Source organism: Pasteuria ramosa, assembly GCF_056496785.1.
The window spans coordinates 436,457-460,006 of the sequence record NZ_CP143099.1 but is presented as its reverse complement, the minus strand read 5'-3'; the positions used below and the strand labels follow the sequence as shown (position 1 = coordinate 460,006).

General features: G+C 31.5%; 16 protein-coding genes. 7 read left to right on the top strand and 9 right to left on the bottom strand.

The window, feature by feature from the left end; all coding sequences use genetic code 11:
• Positions 1 to 7 precede the first annotated feature (7 nt).
• Positions 8 to 1,198 (top strand): ParM/StbA family protein, encoded by a 1,191-nt coding sequence (locus VS182_RS02055; RefSeq protein ID WP_479484868.1) that lies wholly within the window; start codon positions 8 to 10, stop codon positions 1,196 to 1,198.
• Positions 1,199 to 1,267: 69 nt separating this feature from the next.
• Positions 1,268 to 2,377: a hypothetical protein gene (locus tag VS182_RS02050; protein ID WP_479492686.1), complete on the top strand. Its 1,110-nt coding sequence runs from the start codon at positions 1,268 to 1,270 to the stop codon at positions 2,375 to 2,377.
• A 4-nt stretch (positions 2,378 to 2,381) separates the two neighbouring features.
• Here VS182_RS02050 and rsmG read toward each other — a convergent pair whose 3' ends face one another.
• The 8 genes from rsmG to rpmH form a co-directional block, all read right to left on the bottom strand.
• A complete protein-coding gene (gene rsmG, locus VS182_RS02045) occupies positions 2,382 to 3,113 on the bottom strand; it encodes a 16S rRNA (guanine(527)-N(7))-methyltransferase RsmG (protein WP_479488090.1) in 732 nt (243 codons plus the stop codon).
• 101 nt (positions 3,114 to 3,214) lie between these two features.
• Positions 3,215 to 5,089 carry a tRNA uridine-5-carboxymethylaminomethyl(34) synthesis enzyme MnmG gene (gene mnmG / locus VS182_RS02040; protein ID WP_479484865.1) on the bottom strand — a complete coding sequence of 625 codons (1,875 nt, stop codon included), beginning with the start codon at positions 5,087 to 5,089 and terminating at the stop codon, positions 3,215 to 3,217.
• A 181-nt stretch (positions 5,090 to 5,270) separates the two neighbouring features.
• On the bottom strand, positions 5,271 to 6,725 hold the full coding sequence (gene mnmE / locus VS182_RS02035; RefSeq protein ID WP_479484864.1) for a tRNA uridine-5-carboxymethylaminomethyl(34) synthesis GTPase MnmE: 1,455 nt from the start codon (positions 6,723 to 6,725) through the stop codon (positions 5,271 to 5,273).
• Complete coding sequence (locus VS182_RS02030; RefSeq protein WP_479484863.1) at positions 6,722 to 7,471, bottom strand: YidC/Oxa1 family membrane protein insertase; 750 nt, start codon at positions 7,469 to 7,471, stop codon at positions 6,722 to 6,724. Before VS182_RS02030 ends, mnmE begins: the two co-directional genes overlap by 4 nt.
• A gap of 149 nt (positions 7,472 to 7,620) precedes the next feature.
• Complete coding sequence (locus VS182_RS02025) at positions 7,621 to 8,676, bottom strand: YidC/Oxa1 family membrane protein insertase (protein ID WP_479484862.1); 1,056 nt, start codon at positions 8,674 to 8,676, stop codon at positions 7,621 to 7,623.
• A gap of 101 nt (positions 8,677 to 8,777) precedes the next feature.
• Complete coding sequence (gene yidD, locus VS182_RS02020) at positions 8,778 to 9,011, bottom strand: membrane protein insertion efficiency factor YidD (protein ID WP_479492685.1); 234 nt, start codon at positions 9,009 to 9,011, stop codon at positions 8,778 to 8,780.
• Positions 9,012 to 9,077: 66 nt separating this feature from the next.
• The gene (gene rnpA, locus VS182_RS02015; RefSeq protein ID WP_479484860.1) at positions 9,078 to 9,437 is read right to left on the bottom strand and encodes a ribonuclease P protein component; all 360 of its coding nucleotides are present in this window, start codon (positions 9,435 to 9,437) and stop codon (positions 9,078 to 9,080) included.
• 37 nt (positions 9,438 to 9,474) lie between these two features.
• A complete protein-coding gene (gene rpmH, locus VS182_RS02010) occupies positions 9,475 to 9,609 on the bottom strand; it encodes a 50S ribosomal protein L34 (RefSeq protein WP_479485120.1) in 135 nt (44 codons plus the stop codon).
• Positions 9,610 to 10,592: 983 nt separating this feature from the next.
• On the opposite strand from rpmH, the gene dnaA reads away from it, so the two are divergent.
• From dnaA to gyrA, 5 genes are all read left to right on the top strand, one after another.
• Positions 10,593 to 12,239: a chromosomal replication initiator protein DnaA gene (dnaA, locus tag VS182_RS02005; RefSeq protein WP_479484859.1), complete on the top strand. Its 1,647-nt coding sequence runs from the start codon at positions 10,593 to 10,595 to the stop codon at positions 12,237 to 12,239.
• A 3,344-nt stretch (positions 12,240 to 15,583) separates the two neighbouring features.
• On the top strand, positions 15,584 to 16,771 hold the full coding sequence (gene dnaN, locus VS182_RS02000; protein ID WP_479484858.1) for a DNA polymerase III subunit beta: 1,188 nt from the start codon (positions 15,584 to 15,586) through the stop codon (positions 16,769 to 16,771).
• A 52-nt stretch (positions 16,772 to 16,823) separates the two neighbouring features.
• Positions 16,824 to 17,990, top strand: coding sequence for a DNA replication/repair protein RecF (gene recF / locus VS182_RS01995; protein ID WP_479484857.1), 1,167 nt, complete (start codon positions 16,824 to 16,826; stop codon positions 17,988 to 17,990).
• 3 nt (positions 17,991 to 17,993) lie between these two features.
• Positions 17,994 to 19,907, top strand: coding sequence for a DNA topoisomerase (ATP-hydrolyzing) subunit B (gene gyrB, locus VS182_RS01990; RefSeq protein ID WP_479484856.1), 1,914 nt, complete (start codon positions 17,994 to 17,996; stop codon positions 19,905 to 19,907).
• A gap of 188 nt (positions 19,908 to 20,095) precedes the next feature.
• A complete protein-coding gene (gene gyrA / locus VS182_RS01985) occupies positions 20,096 to 22,507 on the top strand; it encodes a DNA gyrase subunit A (RefSeq protein ID WP_479492780.1) in 2,412 nt (803 codons plus the stop codon).
• A gap of 124 nt (positions 22,508 to 22,631) precedes the next feature.
• Here the strand turns inward: gyrA and VS182_RS01980 are convergent, their stop codons facing one another.
• On the bottom strand, positions 22,632 to 23,462 hold the full coding sequence (locus VS182_RS01980) for an alpha/beta fold hydrolase (RefSeq protein ID WP_479492684.1): 831 nt from the start codon (positions 23,460 to 23,462) through the stop codon (positions 22,632 to 22,634).
• Positions 23,463 to 23,550 lie beyond the last annotated feature (88 nt).

Below are 23,550 nucleotides of genomic sequence, written 5' to 3'. Positions count from 1 at the left end.
TTAAAAAGTGGAACAAAATAAACCATGCGTAGGCTGTGATGTAGGATATTACGGCACAAAAACAGTTTGTCAAAGAGGTGGTGAATTTTATAAATTATTCATCCGTAATATGGTTGTACCAAATTTAGTTGGTGAAATAACATATAACAACGATCCGCATAACATCATATATCGTAATCAAGAAGGTGAACGAGAATGGTTTTGCGGCAAGTTAGCTGTTGAACAATCGGGTGATGACGAATTGCTTGATTCACACAAAAGACGACTTTTTAGCCCTACTTGGTTCCGTGAGCAAGAATATTTAATTATGTTTCGCGTAAGTGTAGGTTTAATGATAAAAGAGGGCGATAAACCAATACTTTCGGTCGCTCTACCAACTGATCACTATATCGACTACAAAGAAGAATTAAAAAGAAGACTAATAGGCACTCATTCCTTCGAAGTAAAACAAGGTAATTTACCATTTAAACGCATTGAATTTGAAATAAAACCAGATGATCTATATGTAATCAGTCAACCTATGGCCACACTGTTCCATATAGCGCTAGACAGAGATGGAAATTTATTAAATGAAGATCTTTTTATACAAAAAGTAAGTATAAATGACCTAGGGTTCGGAACATCTGATATTGAAACCCTTCATGGTGAAACAATTATTAAACGACAAAGCTTTACGTCACGTCGCGCAATGTTAAATGTTTACCAACGCCTGTCTAAAAAATTATTAGAATTTACAGCTAAAATAGACGTAGATAAAAATGGTAAAGAATATCCTATTTGGAGTTTGCCTCGGATTGTCAGATCAGGCGAAATTAGCTTTAAAGGTACTACCCATGACGTTAGCGAGATTGTCAACAATTGTATCCAAGAAATCGGTGGATCGTTGATAGATGAAGTATGGCAAAGACTAGATTATGGCGATGACATAACATACATCATTCTAACAGGTGGAGCATCTATACCATTCAAGCGATTCTATCGCGAACGTTTCCGCGAGAAGTTAATTTATGCTGAAGATTACGGAATTGAAGCTCAATTTGCCAATAGTTTTGGTCTTTGTAAGTTTGCCCAATCTAAAACAAAGAACAAAAATCAAGACACAGAAGAGATGAAAAATCTATCCTCTGCAATCCAACAACCTTTTCATGTACCAGATACTACCTACAATAACGCTAAAGATGATAATCCTCAATCATAAATCAATTAAGCTAAACGCTGGTGTTAGATAAAGTATAAATACACCAGCGTCTAGAAAGGAGGGTGAAATATGAATATAAAATATGATTGTCTAATAATAGGTTCGGGACAATTAGGTATGCAATGTAATGAATGGTTAAAATCATGCGGTAAAAATGCATTATTCCTAGACATTAATCATGAAGAAATTGTCGCTTTTATCCGAAATAAATCCAATAAAATATCTCCGCAATATCTGCAAAACTTTTATATAAATGGTAACGGATATAATATTATGGTTAATCCAAAATTAACCGAAGATGACTCGATTGTATATCACATCTATCAACCAACAGTAGCAGAAATCGAAGAAACAGAAGAATATGATACAAAAAAAACAGCTGGTTATGATATAAAAGATGAATCATACGATATGCAAGATTCATACACTCCGGGGAATGGCTCGAGTTATGAAGAGAATGAATCATATGATCTAGAGGAGGGATATGATTCAGAAAACGAATCATATGTCGAAGAGGAAGAAATGTATGAAGATCCATATCCACAACGTACTGACAAACCAAACCACTTCTCAAATCATCAATATAATAAACAACCTCAACAACCTCAACAACCTCAACAACCCCAACAACCCCAACAACCCCAACAACCCCAACAACCCCAACAACCCCAACAACCCCAACAACCCCAACAACCCCAATCCTATTATCAACCTAGCAATCTAAGAAAAATTAATCAAGTATCTATACCTTTGAATTCTCAACCTTTCCCACCTATGCATAATAATATGATCGAAAATAATTATCCAAACACATCAACAAATAAACGTAGATATAATCGAAGCATTAAGCAAGCTAGAATCAAAAGAAGAAAATATCTAGATCAAAGTTTACAAAGAAAAACAAATAACACACAACCATATTTAAAAAACGATAGTTATAATCAAAATATTTACCCTCAGAATCAAACAAGCTATCATGTTGACTATGAAAATCAATATGCAAAACAAGATAAAACACAATTAAAAAAAGATGAAATCAGTTTATCTAATGCCTACGGAGATAATTATAACTACAAACAAGGTGGGGATTTAGCTCCACATCCAAAAGAGCTCTCAGATACCCAAAAACGTTATATAGCTAAAAGAGAGCTGGAAAATCTTATCAAAAATTTGGGTTAATCCTTTACAAGGGATTACGCACCGGTACTCCAGAAAGACGCGGATAACCATCGGGTATCCGCTTTTTTTGTTTAAAAACAAGTAACTTCCTCTCACCTTTATCTTCAGGTAAGAAAAAGCTCTCTTCACAAAATAATTCCCCTCCTAAAACTTGGAGTGCTTTTTTGGCTCCTAGCAATTCTTGATCTACATTAGGACCCTTCATAGCTACAAACAATCCGCCCTCTTTTAAAAAAGGCAAAGCATATTCTAACAGAATATTTAAAGGAGCTACAGCTCTGGATGTAACTAACTCAAAAGAATTACGCAATGATTTGTGATAAGCTAAATCCTCAGCTCTACCATGACAACATTTAATATTTTTAAGCCCTATTTGAGTAATAAAATCCCTGAGAAAAGAAATTTTCTTTTGTTTAGAATCAATCAAAGTGGTCTCTAAATGATTAAAAACAATCTTAATGGGAAGAGACGGAAAACCAGCTCCGCAACCTATATCAAGTAAATTTTGCATGTTATAAAAATTAACAACTTTATAAATAGTTAAAGAATCATAAAAATGTTTTATATATATATCATTATAATCAGTGATACTTGTCAAATTAACATTTTTATTAGACTCAATTAACCATTTAGCATACAGTGAAAATAAATGAAGAACATCCCGAGAAAACATAATACCAAGTTCCTGGCAAAATTTTTCAAACCGATCATCTAAGATAGCCTGTGTGTAAGTCATTATATAAACAAAATCTCCTTCCATATTTATAACTAAAAAAAATAATTTAATTATAATCAATAAATAAATAAACTAGCTATTTTCTAAATTTTTATATCTGTTTAATTACTTTTCTGTAATGAAACTAATTTCACCATCAAAACAGATATATCCGCTGGTGTAACCCCAGCAATACGAGCAGCTTGTCCCAATGAATTTGGCTTAATAATCATAAATTTTTCACGAGCTTCCATAGATAATCCTTGTATCGTATGATAATCCAAATCTGATGGTAATTTCTGTCGTTCCATCTTAATCATTTTATCGACTTGCCTCTTAGATTTTTCTATATAACCTTCATATTTAATGTTTATTTCTATAGACTCAACCACTTCGCTAGGTAATTTTACAACCTCATCATTTAAAGAAATCACTTTATGATAACTTAACTCTGGACGACGTAAAAAATGAGCTAAAGAAGTAGATTTTGTCATAGGACTAGTGCCTAAATTCTTTAATTTTTGTTGAATATCTGCCGTAGGATTTAAAATAATATCGTTTAAACGTTTAATTTCATCTTTAATCATTGTCTGCTTTGACAAAAACCGTGTATACCTAGCGGAAGAAATTAGACCGTATTTATAACCTATACCGGTTAAACGAGCATCGGCATTATCATGACGAAGTAATAAACGATACTCAGCTCGTGAGGTTAATAAACGATACGGCTCTTTGGTGCCTCTTGTAACCAAATCATCAATCATAACACCTATATATGATAAAGAACGATCAGGAAGCAACATATCTCGTTTTTGAACCAAACAAGCAGCATTAATACCCGCTATGATACCCTGACCAGCAGCTTCTTCATATCCTGATGTACCATTCAATTGTCCCGCTGTAAATAAACTATTAATAACCTTGGTCTCTAAACTAGGCCACAACTGTGTAGGTATCAAAACATCATATTCAATAGCATATCCAGACCTTAAAATCGTTGCTTGTTGTAATCCATCAATCGTACGCAACATATTCAATTGAACTTCTTCGGGTAAACTAGTTGATAAGCCTTGAACATAAACTTCTTGTGTAGACAAGCCCTCTGGTTCTAAAAAAATCTGATGTCTGTCCTTATCTTTAAAACGAGTAATCTTATCTTCAATCGAAGGACAATAACGTGGGCCAACACCTTCAATAACACCTGTGAACATCGGTGCTCTATGTAAATTTTCTTTAATAAATCTATGTGTTTCAGCATTCGTATAAGTTAAAAAACATGGCATTTGCTCAGGTAAATCATTGCCAGAAATATTTAGATGAGAATCATAAGAAAAAAAACGTACTTTATCATCGCCCGGTTGCAACTCCATACAAGAAGTATCGATTGTCCTAGCATGAACACGCGGAGGCGTGCCTGTTTTAAAACGATCCATTTCAAAACCTAATTCCTTTAAATGCTTACTTAGAGACAAAGACGGTCTTTGATTATTAGGACCACTATCAAAAGACAAATCACCTATAATAACCCTACCACGTAAATAAGTCCCTGTAGTTAAAATAACTGCTTTAGCATAATAGCTTACCTGAGTTTCCGTTAAAACACCATTACATTGACCATTTTCGATTAATAAACGTTCCACCATAGCTTGCTTAACAAAAATATTTTCATGACCTTCTAACAATTCCTTCATAGCACTCTGATAACGCCATTTATCAGCTTGAGCGCGCAAAGCAACAACAGCAGGTCCTTTACCTGTATTCAACATACGCATCTGCAAATATGTTTTATCAATAATCTTGCCCATAGCACCCCCTAAAGCATCAATTTCACGCACTACCTGACCTTTAGCAGGACCACCAATAGAGGGGTTACAAGGCATATAAGCAATATGATCCAAACTAATCGTCAAAACTAACGTTTTACAACCCATACCTGCAGCAGCCAAAGCAGCTTCACAACCAGCATGACCTGCACCCACAACAATAACGTCATACATATATACACCCCTTTCTTTAATTAATATGATTTTCAAAAAAATATAAATAACACTCTAAAAAAGAAAAAAAAGAAGAAATAAATAAAATAGCTGTTTAATTAAAATCTAACATAAAACACAAAAAAACCCAATTTTTTTGTGGGTAAAGAAAAAATATATGGTAAATGGCTTTGGAAATATGCTACTTACCTAAACAAAAACGCGAAAAAATTTCATCTAATAAATCATCTTTATAAGTTAGTCCTAAAATTTCACCCAAGCATTCCCAAGCCAACCTAATATCAGCTTCAGCCAAATCAATAGGGACACCGTTATCCAAATCTTTCACAGATGCCAAAAGAACCTCTTTAGCATGATTCAAGGTGTCTTTTTGTCGTGAATTACATACGATCATATTCATGTGTCTTGAAGATAAAACATGATTTTTTGTATCACGTGAATCTACTAGCTGACTATCTAGTATCAAAGAAAAACAACTATCTATCAAAATGCGCGTTAAATCATAAATACCTTCACTGTTGTTAATCGATATTTCTACAAAAGGCGGACTGGTAAGAAAATAGTCAGCTATATCTTTAGTATAAAGCAATTGAGGTAAGTCAAGCTTATTAAAAACAATCATAATATTTTGATTTAATTTTACACTATCAAGAACCATCATATCAGCTTTTTGTAATGATTGTGATCCATCAAAGACAACAAGTAACAAATCGGCTTTTTCAATCGCAAGCTTAGCACGATCGACACCTATACGCTCTACAATATCGGTCGTATCATGTAATCCAGCCGTATCTGTAAGCACAAAAGGATATCCCTCTAGTACAACTTCAACCTCAATCAAATCACGCGTTGTACCAGCCACCTCAGTAACAATAGCTTTACTTTCACCAGCTAATGCGTTTAAAAGCGAAGATTTCCCTACATTCGGCCTACCTACAATAACAACCCGGAATCCCTCTTGAAGCTTAGCACCTCTAGCAGAAACTTTTAATAAATCTTCTATTGATTTAATGACACCTCTAATTTCACTTGCTAAATCTTTAGCTACCAACTGATCAACATCATACTCTGGATAATCAATATTAACAGCCACATGTCCTAATAACTGGATTAAAACATCACGAAACTCATGAATCATTTGCGAAAAATAACCATGTTGCTTAGATAAAGCTGCGTAGGCCATCTGTTCATTCTTAGCACTTACTAAATCCGCAATAGCCTCCGCCTGCACCAAGTCAACACGGCCATTTAAAAAAGCACGTCGCGTAAATTCACCAGGTTTAGCTAAACGAGCCCCTTGCATTAATAAAGCTTCAATAATCATCTTAACCACAACAATACCACCATGACAACCTATCTCTACAACATCTTCACGTGTAAAAGTACGCGGCGCACGCATAACAACAACCAAAACTTCATCCAAACACCTATCAGTTTGGGGATGGTGCAAAAAACCGTGATGGACAGTATGTGAAGGTACTTCAGACAAAGAAATTGATTTATTAAAAAAAAGACTATCCACGATATCGATGGATGAAGAACCACTCAAACGTAAAACAGCTATACTACCTTCACCATTCGGTGTAGCTAAAGCCATCACAGTATCATTGTCATAAAACATATTTAAATTAGTCATATCCTTCCTATAAACATTTTATCCTTATTATGCACACGAGCATATATAAGGAAAAAAACCAACATCTGCAAACTATAACAAAAGCTAATAACAAATAAATATAAATTAACCGATAAAACTAATTGTGTCCCACAAACAAAAGTAAGAAGCGGAAAAAGTATTAACTTCCACCATCCATGCGACATTACAGATTCAGCCCCTAAATGAAAATCACTGTAAATCATTAACCCCATAACCTGCATAAAAAACACAGCACATGAAGCTAGCAAAGGCATAATAAAATAGGGATCTGACTCACCTAAATATAGACCGAAAAAAACTTCATAATGCAAAGGTTCATAGTCCACCGCTATACGATACAAACTACAAAAAATAGGGATTTGCAAAAGGAAAGGAAAACAACCGATAGGATTATTATTATTAATACCATGTTTAGCATATAGTTGCTGCAAACTGTCCTTAAAAAGCAAATTATCATCTCTGTAAATAGTTGCGATTTCTTCTATCTCAGAAGAAATATAACGCAATTTTAATTGCAAAATATTTCTTCTCCATATAAAAGGTGTTAAAATTAACAATATAATAATTGGCAAAATAATTATCAAAAAAGAATAAAAACCTACATAAACATAACACCAGTCCAAAAAACGTATTAACGGGACTACAAGTATACGATCTAAAAAATTGAGCTGATCAGGATGATTGTATACTTTATCTACTGTTAAAATTTTTTTGTCATAAATCAAGCTATCAAAACCACATAGAAATAAAAAACACAAAAAAAATAAAAAAATATATCTATGTAAGAAAAATGAAAAGAAAATACTCTTCACCTCAAAATAGTCCTCATAATATAACAATCATATAGGACAACTATAAAAGAAAATAAATCTACTCATCGTCTCTTCTTCTTTTTATTACGACGAGCTTTTTTATTCTTAGACTTAGCTTGAACATCTCCCTTGACATCATTGTCAACCTTAACATTTCCATCCTCAGAAAGAACCTGATCATCACTTTCGGACAATAATTTTTGGGGTTTAACTTTTATAGTTGATTTAGTTAATTGATTAGATTTCTTTTTATCTTTATTTTTCCGCCAAAAATCTGGATTAGCAACAACCCGTTTAGGGTAAGCATAGAAAAAATAAAAACACAAAGCTTGTAAGACAGAAACAAAATTGGAAGATATTAAATATAAACTTGATGCTGCAGGCAAACGTTGGAACATAAGGAAAATAAAAACTGGAACAATTACTAACATTATTTTAGGCGATGGTGCTTTAAATCCCTTAACAGAAGAAGCCTGCGGATTACTCATTGCCCCATGTGTAAACAAATTTAAAGCTTGTACAAAAAACATCAACAGAGCAGCAAGTAACGGTGCAATATAATATTCATCAGGTTTGCTAATATCTAGAAATAAAAACTTCTCTCCTTGCAAAGGGGAATAGCGAATAGTAGCTTGAAATAAACCGATAAAAATAGGCGTTTGAATCAAAACGCTCCAACAACCAAATTGTGTAAACTGATTTATATCGTTAACAATAAATAGTTCTTGCATAGCCTTCTGACACTTAATAGCATCGTTTTTGTATTTTTCACGAAGACTCTTTATCTTAGGAGCTATTTTCTTCATACGTATCTGCATAACATTTTGACGCCAAACAAAAGGCGACAATAAAAGCCTAACAATTACAGGTACAAGCAAAACAGCATACGCATATAATCCTAAATTATCGTGCAAAAAATCAATCAAATATACAACAGGTACAGCAAAATATTTATCCAAAAAACCTAAAGAATCGGCATTTTTATAAATATCATCAGGTGTTAATTTATTATCTTCATACCCCGAATCACAACCACCTAGAAGAAACACCCAAAAAATAATCAATAAAATAGCAAAAAAACGAAACATATATTTTTTAGAAAAACCAAATAGGTACAATGAGTTGCCCCCTCAAAAGGACACAATCTTTAATAATATAATACATACCATGAAAAATTGATAATTAAAATAGAAACAAAAACAAACTCCCTAATAAAAAATTAGGGAACATCGTCAAAACCACCCTTACATAAAGGCTGGCAACGTAATATACGCCTGAAAGTTAACCAGAAACCATATAAAGCACCATACTTGATAATAGAATCCCTAGCATAGGCCGAACACGTAGGAATAAAACGACACCGAGGGATCGAGAAAGGTGATATGTATTTCTGATAAAACCATATAATAGACAGGAGAAAATTACGCATAAATGAACGATCCTCCACATCCATTTGGACTTGATAAAAACCTAGTATAAAAATTAAATAAAAAAATAATCAGAAAAACTAAAAAATATCTCAAGAACAACTATATTTCAAAAGATTAGCGCGTCTCAAAATCTTTCTTAGACTAAAATTTACATCGCTCTCACCCTTTAACAGAGTCGCTCGACGTCGTGCGATAAAAACCGCATCTAAACGAGGATCTAATAAATCTATATAAGAACGAACAGATTCCCTAACAAGTCGCTTAATACGATTCCTAACTACCGCATTACCAACTTTCCTATTTATCGAAATACCAATCCTAGGAGAAGAAATACTTTGATCACGCCTCAAATACATAACGAGCACAAAATGCCCGCCTGGAAAATTACTGCCTAAACGAAAGACCTTTTTGAAATCAGATCTCTTGCGTAAACGATTTACACGTTTCATAAAAAATCCCTCAAAACAAAAACACCTTCCCAAAAATTTAAACAGTTAAAACTTTACGCCCTTTATTTCTTCTACTACTTAACACCCTTCTACCAGCAGCAGTAGACATTCGAGAACGAAAACCATGTTTTCTGCTTCTCTTGATACGAGAAGGCTGATATGTACGCTTAATATGCAAAACCCCCTTTTTAAATTATAAAAATACTAGAAACCCAAACCTAAAGGAAATCTAAATTTAAGTAATTACAAAATTTTAATTAAAAAATACAGAAATAAATCATTATAGTAAACAACATAAAAACATTTTTTTATGTTTGAACAATCAACAAAAAAACGAAAGTCGCCACCAATGATGTTATTATTAACAAAAAAATACCAATTGATAGTTCAAAATTGAAAGTAAAACGCAACTAAAATTGTAACCAATTAAATGATCTAAAGTCAAGTAAATGCATAACATTAGATACAATCCAATGATAATTAATTATAAATTAATATCAAAGAAATTATACCAGATCTATAATTGATAAAAAAATAATAACATCTATTTCACGTAAAATAATCCAATATACATTTTCTGATGAATTTTTTTATGCCTCTCAATATAGCTAAAAATCAAAATTAAGAAATATACTTATATTAACGGAATCGAACAATGTAATAAATAAATATTCAGATTCCATTAAAATGTATTTTACATATAATTTTACATATACATAATTAAAGTTAATAAAATATAAAAAATATAAAAAGCTTTTTTTATACCGCATAACTGTTCTAGATACACTCATACATGCTAAGATGTTAGTAAATAGAATACAAGGTTAAACTTATTAAATGTGATTATATAAAGCAATATCGTAATATCTGAATGGTAGATAGTGGGTAAAAATCACGATAAAAAAATGTATTATATAAAAAATGTATTATATAATCATAAAAATCATCATTAAGAATTGATTATGGTTTTTGCAACAAAAGATACTAAATATATACAACCAATAAAGAACCATTACACCTATAATGAAATATCCAAAATATCATAATAGTTTAATCTATGAACTAAAATTTATTACCAAAATCCAACGTCATAGATAGTTTTAAATTTGAATTTTTGAAACCATTGTAAAAAATAGAAAAGAAGGAGGTGCCCAAATGCTCCACATAAAAGAAGTTTGGGATAGAACATTAAAACATTTAAAAAACAATATACCAGAAACAATCTTTGCAATATTTTTGAAATCAGAAATAGTACATCAAATCGAGGATAATCTAGTAATACTAAAGATGCCTTCTGATTTTTTTGCATGTAGTTCTCCTCAAATCGAAGAATATAGAACCATAACGCAAGATATATTAAGAATGCTTATTCATCACGAATGTAAATTATTAGTCGTACCAATGTCTGCTGAAGAGGAAAATCAAGAAAAAATAAAAAAAAATAACCTAAACAACAAAACAGACCAAAATAAACATATAACCATCATAGAAGTTCCAGAAGAAATTAAAAATAAAACATCCGCACAAAAAAAAGCAAAAAAAAATAAAAAAATATGCGATAAAAATATTAAAGGAATTATAAGTTCAACTTTAGGGAATAAGGAAAAAAATACAACAAATACAAATAATAGTAAAATGAAAAAAAAGACCAAAAAAATGATCCCCATAATAGAAGACACACTGTCCAACAATCTACTGAATGATCCTGACTTAGAATTAGAAAAAAAATACGAAAATGCCTTTGATGAATACAACACTAAAAGTGAATTTAAATTCAATCCCCAATATAATTTCTCAACATTCGTTGTGGGTAAAACAAATAGATTTGCACATGCAGCCTCTTTTAAAGCAGCTCAGGCACCAGCTAAAAGCTATAATCCACTTGTTCTTTGCGGTGGCGTTGGCTTAGGAAAAACACACCTAATGCATGCTATGGCACAATATGTGCTAAAAAATCAAGGTTCAAAATACAAAGTAATGTACATATCATCCGAAAAATTTATGAACGACTTTATTGAAACATTGTTAAGAAATGAACCTCCTGGTCAATTTAGATCTAAATACAGAAGCGTTGACATATTATTAGTAGATGATATCCAATTTTTAGCACACAAAGAACAAACACAAGAAGAATTCTTTCACACCTTCAATGCACTACATAGCGCTAACAAACAAATAGTACTATCTACTGACCGTCCACCACATGCCATATCAGCTCTAGAAGCAAGATTAAGATCAAGATTCGCCTCTGGTTTATTAGTGGATATCGAACCACCTGACTATGAAACACGCTTAGCCATACTTCATAGAAAATCAGAAGCAGAAACCAGCATACCAATAAGTACACAAGCTCTTCATTACATAGCGGAGAGAATAGACAGTAACATTCGAGAATTAGAAGGCGCCTGGATACGTGTTATAGCTTATGCAAAAATGCAAGATAAAGTTCTATCCCTAAGAACAGCAGAAGAAGCCTTAGATAAAGTAGTACCAAAATCAAAAAAATCATCCTTAAACATTGAAACAATACAAAGATCCGTATGCACATACTACAATTTGACAATAACTGAACTAATCAGCAAAAAAAGGTCTAAACCAATAAATGTACCCAGACAAATAGCAATGTACCTTTCTCGTGAACTGACAAATCACTCCCTAGGACAAATAGGAAAAGCTTTTGGAGGACGAAATCATGCAACAGTAGTACATGCTCACGAAAAAATATCAAAAATGATAAAAGAAGACGAACAAATACGAATCGCCGTCAAAAGATTAGGGAGAAAAATATCCCATCAAAATTAATTTCAGATCCAATTATATGAAAATAAACTATATCAAAAAATCATTATATTCCAAAAAAAAAATTAAAAAATATTTATTTTAAATTTCACCACATTATTTTTATAGAGATAAGTTAGATTTCATAACTTCATCACTAATAAATGTGGTTTTTATGCATTTGAAAAATATAAAAAAATAAAATATCTTAATTATATATCTATGCATAGGATTTATTTCCTAAATTTACAAAACTAAACTTAAAAATCATTTTGATTTCCGGAATTAGATCATAACTAAAAAACTATATATTCAAACTCATTAATAAATTACAAAAAAATGACTTAAAAGTTACAAATAAATCTAAAAAACAAACATAAATATAAATATCACAAAAATAATATAAAAAAATAAAAATTTTGATAATCCAAATTTTTATTTTAAATCCCCTCTATAGATAAATATTGTATTTACATGGTAAATGATATATATTTCATAAATTATTAGCATATTAAAAATATTAGTAATATATAAAAAATGAAATTAAACAGCTTTAAAAGATAACTTTTTTAATCAACATAATTTAATAATAGTGTTGTTTTTTCGCTACATATAAAGACGTTATATTTTAATTTAAAGATATAAAAACACAAAAATTTATCTTTTTTACATATCTTAATGAAATCCCAAAACTAGTAATAATATATATAATATTTGTTAGTTTATTCAGATGATTATACAAATACAGTTCATAAATAAGAACAGATATTGAAATTTTATTTTTTTAACAAATTTTTCAAAATACCAATAAATAACAATTATTGGTATTAATCTCCTATACTGTATTTAAGTACAAGTCCAATTACCAAACATAAAGAATATATCTAAAATAAATATCAAATGTGTACTTGAGATCAATCTATAGAAAATATTTTTAATTTTATTTATTAGCTAATTTTATCAAAATATAAAAATCCCTAAATATAAATTAACTACAATAATAAATAATAAAAAACAAAAATCAAAAATTCCATAGAATCAAATATATGCAATAATAGTCATCTATTAATAAAAGTTTTATAATTCCCAAATATTAGAAATTATACTATTTTTATATTAAATATAAATATTGTTAAATATCCATTATCATGTTATAATTTTAAATAAATTACTAAAATTTATAATTTCAAAAAAAAATATAAAAATAATCAAATTATATAATTATAGAAAAAGCTTCATGGTTTAGTATTGTAAAAAGTTATTAACAACACTTTTCGGATTTAAGACACTATTTTGACCACTTATCAACAAGTTATCAACAATTTTAACAACCTTAAATGTACTGGTATATAAAGCTTTTTTAGAGTTATCAACAAATTGTCAGATAATATTTATCAACAGAAAAAAAATGCCCCATTCTTTTTCGACATATTTGTAAGGTAGTAAATTTATATATATTGATAAATAAATACTAATTTATTATTCTTTATAACTTAATATAAAACCAAATTATACAATGATTAGATTTTATAATTAAATAAAAAGATCATAAAAAAGAATTTAACATAAAATTATACTATATACAATGGTGGATATTATTAACATCTTAATAACCATTTTTTAACAAGTTATCAACAATTTTTGGCCATTTTGACCCCCTTTTTAGCCACTTATCAACAAGTTATCAACAATTTTAACAAGCCTCAATGTACTGGTATATAAAGCTTTTTTAGAGTTATCAACAAATATTTAGAACCGTTTTATCAGCATTAATACAAAAATCAATTTTTTAAATAAATATTTCGAGATTCAATGTTGTAAGTATTAAACAAAAATTATTCCATTTCAAAACCTTTGAGAATGGCAGATAAAATAAATTTTAAAGTTGTTTTTAGTTTTTATAAAAAATAAAAAAATCTTTTAAATAATAAATCTAAAACTATTCATGGTTTAGTATTGTAAAGAGTTATTAACAACTTTTTTTAAATTTAAGACCCTATTTGGACGACTTATCAACAAGTTATCAACAACTATTTGGCCATTTTGACCCCCTTTTTAGCCACTTATCAACAAGTTATCAACAATTTTAACAACCCTAAATGCACTGGTATACAAAGCTTTTTCAGAGTTATCAACAAATTATCAGATAATATTTATCAACAGAAAAAAAATGCCCCATTTTTTAATTAAATATTTCTAAATTCAATGTTGTAAGTATTAAACAAAAATTATTCCATGTCAAAACATTCGGAAATAACAGATAAGACGAACTTTAAAGTTGTTTTTAATTTTTATAAAAAATAAAAAAATCTTTTAAATAATAAATCTAAAACTATTCATGGTTTAGTATTGTAAAAAAAGTTATTAACAATTTTTTGGCCATTTTGACCCCCTTTTTAGCCACTTATCAACAAGTTATCAACAATTTTAACACCTCCCAATACACTGTTATATAAAGCTTTTTTAGAGTTATCAACAAATTGTCAGATAATATTTATCAACAGGAAAAAAACCGATTATTCTTTTTTAACATAGCCAATAAAAATTACAATAATGTAAGTTTGCCCGCGGGCAAAAAAGTTTCTTTTTGTCTTATGCTTTTTTTATATTTTTTTATATTTTTAATGACTTTAACATTTTTAAAAAGGTTGCTTTGAGTTAAAAATAACAAATAAGACCTATCTTATAACAATATAAAAAATCAATCTCACATATTATCAATAGGGTTTTTTGGCCGATTTTGATCATCCAAATCATTGAGTTATCAACAAGTTATCAACAAGTTATCAACAGGTTTTTGCGAGTTATCAACAAGTTATCAACAGTCACTTGATACTCTAAAATATTGGTATCTAACGTTTTTTTGAAGTTATCAACAAAAGTTTGTCCTTCCCTACTACTACTAAGAACTTATAAAGAGAAATTAATAAATTAAAAAAAATAAAAAAAAAAAAAAAAATAAAAAAAAAAAAAAGACCACCGCCTTTAAATAATAAAAAATATAAAATTATTTAATAGCAAAAGATTTAAAAAATAAATAAAAAAAAATCTCGAAAAATACAAAAAAAACGAATTAAAAAAGACTTGACATTTTGTTTAATTTTTTTTATTTTGATTACAGGCGTTTATTGCGAGAAAATAAACGTGGAGGAAAAAGGGATTTATTGGTTTTTTGAAATATTTAGAGTTACATGTTAAAAACTCCAAAATCTGGTTACTAGGTTTAGTTTTGGGAAATCATTTTTTTGAGAATTATTAAGTTCTTTGGTTTTTTATCTTTTACGCTTTTTTTAGAATATTTGTTGCAAAGATATTTCACAGAAACTATAATTAGCCCTGAAAAAGGTTTTAGGAAGGAGTTTATGCTGGTGCAGCTTCGTGTGAGTTGTAAAATTTTACATCGCATTGTAATGCCTGTTTTAAGAGTAATAGCTGTTAGGTCACCCTTGCCGATTGCGAATGGTATTTTGATGCGTGTAGAAGCAGAAAAGTTGTGTTTTACAGGGAGCAATGCAGATGTTTTTGTTCAAACAACTTTTACGAAGATGCATGAGATGGATTTTTTTTCTGGAGGAAAAAAAAAATCTTCTAAACCAGAAATAACTTTTGATATTGGTAAAACAGGTCAAGTCATTTTACCTGGTAGAATTTTCGGAAATGTTGTACGTAAGATCAACGAAGGAGATATGTTGATTAGTATGGATGATAACTGGGGAGTCGTGCTGAAAGTTGATTCTTCGCTCACTTTTCAGTTAGCAGGCTCTGATCCTATAGAGTATCCTACAGTTCCTTCTGTGCCTAAAGAAGATTGTTTTATCCTGGATGTTAAGCTTTTACATAACATGTTTAAAAATACTGTTTTTGCTGCTTCGAGTATGGAATCTAGAGGCGTTCTAACTGGTGTGAGATTGTGCATGGAAAAGGGTTTTTTAAGTGCTGTTGCTACTAATACTTTTAGGTTATCTTCTTATAAGATTTTTGTGCCTGAAATGGAAGGTATTTCCTTTCCGGAAGCTGTGGTACCTGCTAAAAGTATCTTAGAGTTAATTAAAACATTGGATAGTGATGGTAAAGTTAAGTGCTTTTTCTTCGAAGGACGTTTTCATGTTTTAAAACATGATTGGTGGTTTGCTACTCGTTTGTTGGATGGTGTTTATCCTGATATTAGTAGTGTTATACCTCACACAGCACAAGTTAGATTATTCGTAGCTAAAATTTTACTTTTGAATGCTGTTGAGGTAGCTGCTTTGATGACTCGAGATCAACCAGATCAGTTGATCGAGTTCTCCATAAGTGAAAATAAATTGACCGTAGGTTCTTCTGTAAAAGGTGTAGGAAGTGTTTCTAATACTTTAGATGTTAGTACAGAGGGTGGAGGAATGGATTTAGCTTTTAATTCTAGATATCTTTCGGATGCTTTATCTGCTCTTATGAGTGATGACGGAGATGATCTTGAGATCATATTCCCCGGACCAAGAAGTCCGTGTCGTATGAAAATAGTTGGTTCTGAGCGTGTCTTGCAATTGGTAGTTCCTGTTATAAATACTTCCCGGTGATGATTTTATTTTTTGACCAAGCTTTTGTCATCTGAGGGGAGATTTGAGGGTTTTGAATGTAGAGTATTTGGAATTGATCCATTATAGGAATCTAGAAATCCTTAAGATGACAGATTTTGGTATGTGTGTTATTTTTTTTGGTCTTAATGCCCAAGGGAAAACGAATTTATTAGAATCTTTATATATATTATCCATGGGTAGAGCTTTTAGGACAAGATCATGTAAAGATTTGGTAGCTTTTGATAAAGATTTTTCTAATTTAAAGATGCTTGTTCGTCATAAAAATGGCGATAGTATAAAATTGGAAATGAATATTTCTAAATATAAGCGTCGTTTTTTTCGTAATGGTATTTTGGTTAATCGTTTAAGTTCTCATATCGGAAAAACTCCTGTTGTTTTGTTTTCGCCCGATGATTTGAATTTAATTGATGGTTTTCCAATTTTTAGGCGTCGCTTTCTAGATCATGCAGTTAGCCAAGTTTTACCTTCTTATGTTTATTTTTTAAATAATTGTAGGCGTTTATTACTTCATCGTAATCAGTGTTTTAAAGATCTAAAAATTGGTTTGAAGAATAATAGCTCTAATGTGTTGTTAGAAACGATAGATGAGCAATTTTTTGATTTTTGTTTGAAAGTTTGGTCCGCTCGTAATGATTGGATTATTCGTCTAGTTAAGAAAGCTCGAGATATTTATAGAGCTTTGACGGATGGATGTGAAGATTTAGAAATAAAATACAAACCTTGTTTAGGAATCGAAGATCATGATTATATTTTGGATGGTTCAGATAATTGGTTGCATCATTTTCAACATTGTGGGTTAAATCTACTATCTGATTTGAGATTAAAGGAACAACGTTTAGGTGTAACATTATGGGGACCACATCGTGATGAAGTGGCTTTTTTTATTAATGGGAGAAATGCAAGTGTTTTTGGATCCCAAGGACAAAAAAGAACAGTTGTTTTATCCATTAAATTAGCAGAGCTTGATTGTTTAAGTCAGTCGCTAGGTATTTCTCCTATATTGTTATTAGATGATTGTTTTTCGGAGTTAGATGAGTATCGAAAGCGTTTTTTATTAAAATGGGTTTATGGTCGTGTTCAAACTTTTATTACTACAACGACCCCTTTAAGAGATGATTATCGCGAACTATTGGATGCTCAGTTGTTTAACATAGTTAAGGGGAGCGTTCGATTGTGTGTTAATGAAAGTGGGGTATGATATTTGACAGCAGATGTAGAAGGTTATGATGCTTCGCAGATTCAAGTTTTGGAAGGCCTAGAAGCTGTTCGTAAACGACCAGGTATGTATATTGGGTCAACTTCTAGTAAGGGCTTGCATCATTTGATCTGGGAGGTTGTCGATAATAGTGTTGACGAAGCTTTAGCTGGTCGTTGTGATAAAATACATGTAACAGTTCATGCTGATAATACAGCGACAATTGAAGATAATGGTTGTGGTATACCTGTTGATATCCATCCTAAGAAGGGCAAATCAGCTGTAGAAGTTGTTATGACAGTACTCCATGCCGGTGGTAAATTCGGTGATACAGGTTATGTGTTTTCTGGTGGTTTGCATGGTGTAGGTGTTTCGGTTGTTAATGCACTTTCTGAGCGATTGGTCGTTGAAGTTAAAAGAGAGGGGCATATTCACCAGCAACGTTATGAACGAGGAGTTCCTCAAGGTAATTTGGAAATTATAGGTGATACTTCGGAGACAGGTACAAAGATTACTTTTCAGCCTGATCATGAGATTTTTACCGAAACTGTTTCTTTTGATTTATCCGTTTTAAAAACACGTTTACGGGAACTTGCTTTTTTAAATAGAGGCGTTACTATTTTTTTGAAGGATGAACGGGAAGAAAGCAATTATTTTGAAGAAAAGTATACTTTTGACGGTGGTATTAAAGCTTTTGTTGAGCATCTTAATCGTAATCGTGAAGTTATAGGACCTCCTTTGTTCATAACTGGTGATCGTGATAATATTTCGATTGAAGTGGCTATGCAATATAATGACTCATATACAGCTAATTTATATTCATACGCTAACAATATACACACTCATGAAGGTGGTACTCATGAATCCGGATTTAAATCAGCTCTTACTAGGGTTATAAATGATTACGCACGAAAAAACAATTTGCTAAAAGAGAATGATAGTAATCTTATAGGTGATGATGCCCGTGAAGGGTTAGTGGCTATCGTAAGTGTGCGTATTAAGGATCCTCAATTTGAAGGACAAACAAAAACTAAATTAGGTAATAGTGAGGTTCGTTCTGCTGTAGAACAAATTTTTACAGAGTCTTTTCAAAGGCAACTTGAAGAAGAACCTTCCATCGCCAAGAAAATAGTTCAAAAGGCTATCTTAGCAGCTCGTGCAAGGGAAGCTGCTCGTAAAGTTAGAGAATTAACTAGAAGAAAGAACGCTCTAGAAGTTAGTTCATTGCCAGGAAAGTTAGCTGATTGTACTTCCAAAATAGCTTCAGATAGTGAAATATTTATTGTAGAGGGTGATTCAGCGGGAGGTACTGCTAAACAGGGTCGTGATAGGATGTTCCAGGCTATTCTTCCTTTAAAAGGTAAGATTATAAATGTTGAAAAAGCGCGTTTAGATAAAGCTTTGTCAAATGATGAAATAAGAACCTTGATTACTGCTTTAGGTACCGGTATTGCTGAGGATTTTCAGATAGACAAGGTTCGTTACCATAAAATTATTATTATGACAGATGCTGATGTTGATGGATCTCATATCAGAATTTTATTGTTAACCTTTTTTTATAGGTATATGCGACCTTTATTGGAGAAAGGTTATTTTTATATAGCACAGCCTCCCCTTTACAAAATAACATATCGCACTACTATACGTTATGCTTATAATGATAGAATGAAGGAAAAAATAGTTAGTGAGTTTCCTGATAAAGCTAAGATTGAAATCCAACGTTATAAAGGTTTGGGTGAGATGAATGCTATTCAGCTGTGGGAAACTACGATGGATCCTGATAGTAGATCTTTGCTTAGAGTTGCGTTAGAGGATGCAATTGAGGCGGATGCTATTTTTGAAATGTTGATGGGTGATCGTGTAGAACCAAGGCGTGATTTTATTCGGGCTCATGCTAAAGATGCTAATTTAGATGTTTGATATTTATTATTTAACATTAACGTAACTTCCATTAATATTTAAACTTTTTTAGATATCATAATGAAAATCATTTTTAATATTCATAATATCTTTTCTATATTTCTTGAAATGGCTTATGTTTTTATCTAGAGGTGATAGGTGTGGCTGAAATTAGTAGTCAAGTACGTGATGTCAATATTAGCCATGAAATGAAAACAGCGTTTCTTGATTATGCGATGAGTGTTATTGTCAGCCGTGCATTGCCTGATGTTAGAGATGGGTTAAAACCTGTACACCGGCGTATTTTGTATGCATTTCATGAATTAGCGATGCTACCTGATAAGCCATATAAAAAATCCGCTCGTTTGGTCGGTAACGTGACTTCGCAATATCATCCGCATGGAGAAGTAGCTGTTTATGATGCTATGGTTAGAATGGCACAAGATTTTTCTTACCGTTATACACTTGTGGATGGTCACGGTAATTTTGGTTCTGTTGACGGTGATTCTCCTGCCGCTATGCGTTATACAGAAGCGCGCTTAGCCCATATAACTATGGAGCTATTACGGGATATCCGAAAAGAGACGATTGATTTTATACCTAATTATGATGGTTATCAATTGGAACCATCAGTTATGCCTGCTCGGTTTCCTAATCTCTTAGTTAATGGTTCTTCTGGTATTGCTGTAGGTATGGCTACGAATATTCCTCCTCATAATTTGACAGAAGTGATTCAAGGTCTTTTTTTATTATTAAATAATCCTGATACAACGATCGATGAATTAATGAAAGTTATTAAGGGACCTGATTTTCCTACCGGAGGTATTATCCTTGGTAAGGATGGTATCAATAAGGCTTTTAGAACCGGACGCGGCAGTGTTAAAATACGTGCTAAAACTACTATTGAAACGTCTAGTTCTGGTAGGGAAAAGATAATTATTGATGAGCTTCCTTATCAAGTTAATAAAGCTAAATTAGTTGAGAAAATAGCTGAGTTGGTACGTGATAAGAAGATAGAAGGTATTTCTGATCTTCGCGATGAATCTGATCGTAATGGTATGCGTGTTGTTATTGAGTTGCGCAAAGATGTCCAATCAAGACTTGTCCTAAATCAGCTATATAAATTTACATACTTACAAACAAGTTTTGGTGTTAACACATTAGCTTTGGTTGATAATGAACCTAAAGTTCTTGATTTGAAATCAATGTTAAGTAATTATTTGCAGCATCAAATGGATGTTATTACGCGCCGTACATCTTATGATTTACGTAAAGCAGAAGCTAGAGCGCATATTTTAGAAGGATTTCGCATTGCTTTAGATCATATTGATGAAGTTATAGCTCTTATCCGTGCTTCAAGGACAACGGCTGATGCTAAAAATGGTTTGATGGAACGTTTTAAACTGTCAGATATTCAGGCTCAAGCTATTCTTGATTTGAGATTGCAGCGTTTAACTGGTTTAGAGCGTGAGAAGATAGAGGATGAATATAAAGAGTTATTGGAACTTATCTCTAAACTTCGCGCTATCTTAGCTGATGAATCTAAAATACGTGATATTGTACGTGATGAGCTTCAGATCGTTAAAGAAAAATATGGTGATGAAAGAAAGACCATTATTTTAGGCGAAGAAGAAGAAATTATTGAAGAAGATTTAATACCTGAGGAAAATGTTGTTATTTCACTTTCGCATTGCGGGTATATAAAAAGGGTCCCTTTATCTTCTTACCGCGCTCAGCGTAGAGGTGGTAAAGGTGTGATGGGAATTGGTACGCGTGATGATGATTTTGTACAAGAGTTTTTTGTAACCCATTCTCACCATTATTTATTGATTTTTTCTAACAAAGGTAAAGTGTATCGTATGAAGGCTTATGAGACACCTGCTTTAGGTCGAACTGCTCGCGGTGTAGCTATGAGTAATCTTTTAAATATAGATAAAGAGGAACGTATTCATGCTGTCATTCCTGTAGGCCCGAATGCTAGCCAGGAATATCTATTTTTTGTGACATCTCATGGTTTAGCTAAGAAGACTCCTTTAACTGAATTTGAAAATATTCGTCGCAATGGTTTGTTTGCCATTAATCTTAGAGATGGTGATGAATTAATAGGTGTACGACGTACAGACGGTGAACAGGAAATTATTCTAGGTACACGTTTAGGTATGTCTATTCATTTCCATGAGTCTGAAGTTCGTTCTATGGGTCGTTCTGCTACAGGTGTCAAAGCTATTACGTTAAGTGATAACGATTCTGTTGTAGGGATGGATCTGGTTTCTTCGAATAAATATATGCTTATTGTTACACAGAATGGATATGGTAAAAGGACACCTACGACAGAATATCGTCTTCAGTCTAGGGGTGGCAAAGGTATAAAAACACTTAGTATAACCAGTAAAAAAGGTACGGTTGTTGGTTATAAAGTCATCTCTGAAGACGAACAGTTTATGATTGTTACGCAATCAGGAACTATTATTCGTCTTGATTGTTCTGATGTTTCGATTTTAGGCCGATATGCACAAGGGGTAAAATTGATTAATATCAAGAGTGGTGAAGAAGTAGCTACTTTGGCTCAGATCAGGTTAAATGATGGTGGTGTTGCGGATGATGATGCATTAAAATTTTGATTTTTTTCTATAAAAGGCTTGGTGGTCATTGATTTAATTAGACTTCACCAGTCTTTTTCGTTATAAACTCATAAAAAATATGCTTATTATAATATGCATATTATATAGTTATACAGATAAATTTTTAGTTTCTTAGAATATACGTTATTATTTTTGCGACGATAGGATCTTGTGTTAAATTAAAATGATCTGTGTTAGGTAGGTTGCCTATGTGGTTAGCATGAGGTAGTTTAGCATCATTTGGTATTAGAAGACCATCATTAGTTTTACCAGACATGAAAGATACATATAACCATCCTGGGATTAATTCTCCGTATCTTCCATAAGGAGCATACAAAGTTTGGCCTGCTAATGTATACACTTTTTGTTTAATGATGTCATTATCTAGACTATCTTCTATTTTTATTTTGTTTCTTGATAAATTATCTAATTCATCGATCAATTTATCTGCTTTGAGTATTTTTGAGACAAAACCGTAAGGTTTAATGATTGAAATATCTTTGTAAGGTGTCCCTATTGAAATTATTTTTTCTATATCTTGGGGTTGTTGTTTAAGGTATTCTAATGATATGATTCCTCCCAAACTGTGTGCAATAATATTAAATTTTGGTTTTAGATAACCTTGTTCTTTTAATTTTTTTATTTTTTTATCTAGTAATGATACTTGTGTATCTAATATTTGTGTACCTGATTCCCAAGAAGAATTATTTCCAATAGTTATATTCCTTGATTTACCGATTAAATCTATTGTATTGCTAATTTCTGTGGAATTATCTAAATTAATTTGTATAAATTTATTATTAGGACACAAGTCATTTTCTAACTGATATAAAAAAAAATGACCAAAAGGATGTTGATTTGCTAAGCCATGTATTAAAACTACATCTTTATTAATACAAGTTTTATCTGCAATTGATTTAAAAAGTATTTTTAATGTTCCCATAGGGGTATCCATTGTTGATATTGTTATTATAGATATAATGGAACCTATAAAACAAAATATCTTGAATATGAGAAGAGGTTCATATTTTAAGTTCATAATT